General features: G+C 44.5%; 5 protein-coding genes and 3 pseudogenes. 1 reads left to right on the top strand and 7 read right to left on the bottom strand.

Annotation, left to right across the window (positions count from 1 at the left end; translation table 11 throughout):
- Nucleotides 1–186 (top strand): annotated as a pseudogene (locus KIV40_RS23925) (hypothetical protein); the annotation flags it as partial.
- 19 nt (nucleotides 187–205) lie between these two features.
- Here KIV40_RS23925 and pheT read toward each other — a convergent pair.
- From pheT to KIV40_RS23895, 7 genes and pseudogenes are all read right to left on the bottom strand, one after another.
- Nucleotides 206–2,626 (bottom strand): phenylalanine--tRNA ligase subunit beta, encoded by a 2,421-nt coding sequence (gene pheT, locus KIV40_RS23920; RefSeq protein WP_012127826.1) that lies wholly within the window; start codon nucleotides 2,624–2,626, stop codon nucleotides 206–208.
- Between the two features lie 18 nt (nucleotides 2,627–2,644).
- Nucleotides 2,645–3,628: a phenylalanine--tRNA ligase subunit alpha gene (gene pheS, locus KIV40_RS23915; protein ID WP_285351668.1), complete on the bottom strand. Its 984-nt coding sequence runs from the start codon at nucleotides 3,626–3,628 to the stop codon at nucleotides 2,645–2,647.
- A gap of 335 nt (nucleotides 3,629–3,963) precedes the next feature.
- Nucleotides 3,964–4,156 (bottom strand): annotated as a pseudogene (locus KIV40_RS35625) (TetR/AcrR family transcriptional regulator); the annotation flags it as partial.
- Between the two features lie 159 nt (nucleotides 4,157–4,315).
- Nucleotides 4,316–5,125, bottom strand: a complete 810-nt coding sequence (locus tag KIV40_RS23910; protein ID WP_012127824.1) for a helix-turn-helix transcriptional regulator — start codon at nucleotides 5,123–5,125, stop codon at nucleotides 4,316–4,318.
- Between the two features lie 551 nt (nucleotides 5,126–5,676).
- Nucleotides 5,677–5,991, bottom strand: coding sequence for a heavy metal-binding domain-containing protein (locus KIV40_RS23905; protein WP_012127823.1), 315 nt, complete (start codon nucleotides 5,989–5,991; stop codon nucleotides 5,677–5,679).
- A 1-nt stretch (nucleotide 5,992) separates the two neighbouring features.
- Nucleotides 5,993–6,371, bottom strand: a pseudogene (locus KIV40_RS23900) (VOC family protein).
- A gap of 10 nt (nucleotides 6,372–6,381) precedes the next feature.
- Entirely contained in the window at nucleotides 6,382–6,762 is a 381-nt protein-coding gene (locus tag KIV40_RS23895) for a RidA family protein (RefSeq protein ID WP_012127820.1), read from the bottom strand.
- Nucleotides 6,763–6,789: the final 27 nt, after the last annotated feature.

Here is a 6,789-nt window from a genome sequence, read left to right as displayed (position 1 = left end):
AAAAATCTCGCTAAATTAGGCGGTTGGAAAGATACCAAAAGGACGGGTAGAGCTTCAATAAAGGTGCTTTGGGAAGGATGGTTTAAATTACAAACCATCCTTGAGGGCTCCGACCGCGCAATTCCTTTTGATCACAACGCTTGGGATAAAGAGACAGGCCAAACTGGCAGGGTTTTTATCTCTTAAGAAGCCACGTTACGCGAGATTAGTCACGTAGAGACGCACCAAACTTCTCAGATACGTTAGCAACGATAGCGTCAACCGCACCAGCAATGTCTGCATCTTCAAGCGTACGCTCAACTGACTGTAGCGTCAGGGCGATAGCTAGGCTCTTCTTACCTTCTTCAACACCTTTACCAACGTAAACGTCGAATAGTTTCGCATCTTTCAGGAACTTACCACCTTGCTCTAGACATGCTGCAACGATGTCACCAGAAGCCACTGCTTCGTCAACAACTACCGCAATGTCACGACGGTTTGATGGGAACTTAGAAAGCTGTACTGCTTCTGGAATCACTTTAGTGTTGATTGCAGACCATTCCACTTCGAATACGATAGTACGCCCGTTTAGAGCAAACTTACGCTCAAGCTCTGGATGAACCGTACCAATCACACCAACTTGCTTGCCATCAACGATGATAGCTGCAGATTGACCTGGGTGAAGCGCTGGGTTCGCTGCTTTGTCTTCAGCAGAAAGTGCTGCGAAAGAGTAAGCTGATTCGTTTGCTGTAAGCTCAAGAACCGCTTCTAGATCGCCTTTCAGATCAAAGAAGTCAACTGTGTTAGTTTCGATGTCCCAGTGCTCTTCACTGCGAGTACCTGCGATAACACCTGCAAGCATAGGCTCTTGGCGCATACCGTTTTCAGCAGACTCACATGGGATGAAACGTAGGCCGTATTCAAATAGACGAACACGTGGCTGTTGACGCTTCTGGTTGTGAACCACAGTGTTTAGTAGACCTTGGATAAGGCCTAGACGCATTGCTGACATATCCGCAGAGATTGGGAATGGCAGGATTAGCGGCTCAACACCCGGAACAACAAGCTTTTGCTGCTCTGGCTCAACGAAGCTGTAAGTGATTGCTTCTTGGTAACCACGGTCGACAAGTAGGTTACGAACGCGTTTTAGCGGAATGTTCGCTTCTACGTGGTCGTGCATCTTAAGTGCTGCCGCTGGGTTTTGGTTAGGGATGTTATCGTAACCGTAGATACGACCTACTTCTTCAATTAGGTCTTGCTCGATTGCGATATCAAAACGCCATGTCGGTGCTGTAGCTGTCCAACCTCTTTCTTGATTATCAAGAGCAGTAGTCACTACAGTTAGACCTAGACGCTCTAGGATTTCTACTACGTCAGCATCAGCGATGTGATGACCTAGCAGGTTGTCTAGTTTAGTACGACGTAGAGCAACTTTGTTTGGCTTAGGTAGGTCTGCTTCAGACTCTACTGCAACAACAGGCGCTACTTCACCACCACAGATTTCAACAAGAAGCTGAGTTGCACGCTCCATGGCGCTCACTTGTAGTGCATAATCCACACCACGCTCGAAACGCATTGAAGAATCAGTGTGCAGACCGTAGCTACGTGCGCGGCCACGGATGTGGTCAGGTGCAAAGAATGCACACTCTAGTAGAACGTCTTTAGTTTCAGTTGTTACACCAGACTCTTCACCACCAAAGATACCTGCGATTGCAAGTGCTTTGTTTTGGTCTGCTACTACTAGTGTATCTGCGTTTAGTTCTGCTTCGCTGCCGTCAAGAAGTGTTAGCTTCTCACCTTGCTCAGCCATACGGACGACGATGCCACCTTCGATTTTCGCTAGATCGAATGCGTGCATTGGTTGGCCTTGCTCTAGAAGAACATAGTTAGTGATGTCTACTACAGGGTCGATAGAGCGGATACCACAGCGGCGCAATTTCTCTTGCATCCATAGTGGCGTTTCAGCTTGAACATTTACGTTCTTAACCACACGACCTAGGTAACGTGGACACGCAGCTGGCGCTTTCACTTCGATAGACACTTTGTCTTCGATTGAAGCTGCTACTGCTTCTACTGATGGCTCAGTTATGTCAGCACGGTTAAGTACACCAACTTCACGAGCTAGACCACGAATGCTGAAACAGTCAGCGCGGTTTGCTGTTAGGTCTACGTCTACCGTAACATCATCTAGACCTAGGAATTCACGGAAATCGGTACCGATTACTGCGTCTTCTGCTAGTTCCATGATGCCATCTGACTCAACGTCGATACCTAGTTCAGAGAATGAACACAGCATGCCGTGTGATGGTTGACCACGTAGTTTTGCTTTTTTGATTTTGAAATCGCCTGGTAGAACAGCACCAACAGTCGCTACAGCAACTTTGATACCTAGGCGACAGTTAGATGCGCCACAAACGATGTCTAGAAGCTCTTCAGCGCCAACATCTACTTTAGTTACACGTAGTTTGTCAGCGTCTGGGTGTTGACCACACTCAACCACTTTACCTACTTTAACGCCAGTGAAAGAACCAGCTACAGGTAGCACGTCATCTACTTCTAGACCCGCCATTGTGATTTGGTGTGTAAGTTCGTCAGTCGATACCGCAGGGTTTACCCACTCACGAAGCCAAGATTCGCTAAATTTCATAGTGATGTATCCCCTGGATTACTTGAACTGTTTTAGGAAACGAAGGTCGTTCTCGAAGAACGCACGAAGATCGTTTACGCCGTAACGAAGCATAGTTAGACGCTCAACGCCCATACCAAATGCGAAACCAGAGTACTTCTCAGGGTCGATGCCTACACTGCGCAGTACGTTAGGGTGAACCATGCCACAGCCTAGAACTTCAAGCCATTTGCCGTTCTTACCTTTCACGTCTACTTCTGCTGAAGGCTCAGTGAATGGGAAGTAAGAAGGACGGAAACGAACTTCAACTTCTTCTTCAAAGAAGTTACATAGGAAATCGTGCAGGATGCCTTTTAGCTGTGCGAAGTTTACGTTTTCGTCTACTAGCATGCCTTCCACTTGGTGGAACATTGGCGTATGCGTTTGGTCGTAGTCGTTACGGTAAACACGGCCCGGTGCGATGAAGCGGAATGGTGGTTTGCCATTTTCCATCGTACGGATCTGAACGCCAGACGTGTGAGTACGTAGCATCAAATCTGGGTTGAAGAAGAAAGTATCGTGGTCAGTACGCGCTGGGTGATCTTCTGCAATGTTTAGTGCATCAAAGTTGTGGAATGAATCTTCAATCTCAGGACCAGACTCAGTGTTAAAGCCTAGCTCACCAAAGAACTGTTCAATACGCTCAACAGTACGAGTAACAGGGTGTAGACCACCGTTCTCGATACGACGACCTGGTAGAGTCACGTCGATCGTTTCAGCTGCTAGCTTCGCTTCTAGCTCTGCACGTTGTAGTGCGTCTTTACGAGCTGCGATAGCTTGCTGAACTGCGCCTTTCGCTTTGTTGATCTCTTGACCAGCTTCACGGCGCTCTTCTGGTGGTAGTTTACCTAGGCTTTGAAGTTGAGCAGTTAGCTCACCTTTTTTACCTAGATACTGAACACGCACTTCATCAAGTACGACTAGCGATTCTGCAGCTTCAATTGCTGCGCTCGCGTTAGCAATGATCTCTTCTAGATGTTGCATCGTTTCCTCATCTACCTATTGGTAGTATCCATAAGGGAGTGATTGGTTTTTTGATAGCTGTACATAGTAGCCAAACCCGTCACCAAAGCCAAATTGAATTATGAAAAGAGGAGGTTATTGAATAAAAAGAACACAAAAACGTAAAAAAAGCAGCGTTGCCTGGGAATAACGCCAATTTTATCGAAGTTGTTTTTGCATAAAAGGCCAAAGAAAGTCACTAGTTTTGCTCTTATCTAGCAAGAAATAAGTCCGTTTTCTTTGGCGATCTAGCATGAGAGGTAATCTAGTTTAAAAGCGTAGAGGGCAGGATAATATCTTGTTTGCCACGAAAGTGAGACAGTCCCTTTAGAGTAAGAACTTGCGGCGCTTAGCTTATCCATTGTTGGATTTGCAACCCCCTGCTCTTGCATCAATGACTTGGCAAGTTGGACTAATTCCACCTTACGATCGCAATCGCTTGTTGCTTAAACCATAAGCGACACGATAACCTTCTTGCTTGTCATTTTTCTAGCAGCCAAGGTTAAGCATTTGCCTGTTCCGTATTACTGTGTAACCCAAATGAACAGTAACAAGAATATGTTACGCAGAAACGAAGTTACACTTTCTGACGAACCGTCATAATTGACATTTCGTCACAATAGCTCGCTTATAAACCATTTCAACTGCAACTCTACAAATCACTAGAGATTATATCGAGAGGCTCGGTTTATCCCCTGCTGATACAATCGCATAGCGGATATCATCCATAAAACTTGTTCCAGTTTGAGCGATCCCATCGGAAAAAGTCACGGGATGATACGGCCCTGCAATCAGTAGAACATTGGTGAAGTCTGATACATCAAAGTTCTCGACGACAACGTTCTTCGAATGAAAATCCAGCACGGTGTTGGCTACCTGCTCTTCTAATATAAGTAATTGTTCCTCGGTGATCTTCATGCGAGATAGAGCGACACGAACGCACTTTTCATGCGTTGTAGTTTGATCCTTTATGATCTCAGTGTATTTGTCGTTAAGCTTCGAGTTTTCAGCGTAGCTGTAGTAAAGCGGACCATGCAGCGTGATGTTGTTTTCTTCATCAACATAAACCAGATCAAGTAGCTCTAGCGCGCCTAAGTAGTCCGACATGCTTTGTTTCGAGAGATCATACTTTTTTGTTAGGATGGTATAGCCGTCTTTACCACGAAGCATCCGTAATTCTCGATAAAAATCGTAAAGATGAGGAAACTGGAAAAAGACTTCGTCTTGCGTGTGGCTAAAGTAATCTTGATCCTCAGCTTGTAGTTGATTTGCCAATTTCTGCAACTCGTCTAGGGTACAGTCAACCGCACGGCAATATTCAAGTAACTTATCAAGAGCAAGGTTGGTACTAGTTAAATGACGTTTAAAAGTGGACAACGGCATGCCCATTTTCTCAGATAACTCTCGATATGTTAGCCCTTTGGTTTTTATCGCTTGTCGCAATGCGGCTAACAAGTACTCGGGAGTGAGTTCTCTCATCTACAATTCCTTATGGCAATGTTACAGCTGTATAGTATTTGTAACAATTTAGAATCACTTCGCAAGGCATAAGTTCATATTTTTATAAGAAAACTTTGAATTAATATACTTTCATTCACATTTACGGTGCTAATATTTTCACTTAAGATGCATTCAGTTTCATTATAATTCGCTATTAAAATAGATTACAAACACGTTAATCAGCATGCTGTTCGTCGCATTAACTGCTAACTCGATCGATTTTTCAGAGTACTTCCTACGTAAAGCATTACAAATGATTAGAACATTTACACTATAAGGCACGGAAACAAAAATGAATATTCATTCAACCTAGGTATACTAACTCCAATCTGCTATTTTTTGTGTACACTACGATCAGGATCAATAAGTTGAGTACGTAGGAGAGGAGTATTAGGCAGGCAGCAGAATTGCAAACGCAGAACATCACGGTCGAGATTCTGCGTTTCACTTAAAATGGACAGTCGCATTGGAACTTACCTATGCGTTCTATTAATCATAAGTTTGCACCGCATCGTGCTGGCCTGTCGCTCTTAAAGAAGCTTTACTGCAGTGCCAAATGCAAGAATCTCTGAAGAGCCATCAACGATCGAACTGGTGGTAAAACGAATACCGACTACGGCATCTGCTCCTAGGTTTGCGGCATCCTCTACCATTCGTTGAATAGCAATATTTCGGGCTTCAGTCATCATTTCGGTGTAGCCACGAATCTCACCACCGACAATGCTCTTTAAGCCCGCCATTAAATCACGCCCAATGTGCTTTGACTGAACCACATTTCCCGTCACAACACCTTTTATCTCCGCAATCTCTCGACCGGGAATCGTCTCGGTTGTTGAATAAATCATGTTATACCTCAGTAAGATAGTTAGATAACTCAGTTAAGTTACCATCTGGGTCTCTAATGTAAACCGATAGGATGTTACCAATTGCACCTGTTCGTTGAACCGGACCATCAATAACCTCGATAGAATGGACGTCCAAATGGGAAAGCACGTTTGCAATTGGCAAAACACAAGTCGGCACTCCCAGAGGCCACCTGACTCGCCTTAGGTTCAAATTCATTACCAAGCTGATGAAGATTTATCTTCTGCCGCCCATATACCAGAGCAACACGTCCTTCCCCAAAAGTAACACTTTCCATACCTAGAACCTGTGTATAGAAATCCAGTGTGGTTTGGATGTCTTTAACTGTCAGTACTAATTGATCCAAGCGGTTTATTTTCATTAAAGCTTCTCTACAATGCTTCAGATGAGATGATAGCCTCAATCTCAATAGATAGGTCAGGATGAACCAAACGACTAATCTCAACTAATGAACAAGCTGGCAAATACCCTTCATAGAAGTCGAATAATACCGACCGGATTTCTGGAAGTTGGTTCAAGTCGGTTACAAATATCGTCAGCTTGACCAAATCGCGTTTCTCTCTTCGCTCTTCGGCGAGTATTTGTGACAAATAAGATAGAATCGTTTTTGTTTGCTCAATTAGGCTTTCACTTTGACTTGCTGAACCCATAGCTGTCAGCCCTGACACATACAAGGTCTCACAATGCCTTGTCGCATGAACGTAAGGGCCAGAAATTTGCGGCAAAAATTCGTAACTGATTCGTTGAACCATTTTAACTCTGAGGGCTCCCCACAACTA

Source organism: Vibrio sp. D173a (assembly GCF_030248475.1).
Note: the sequence above shows the minus strand (reverse complement) of the source record. Positions and strands in the feature narration are given on the sequence as shown.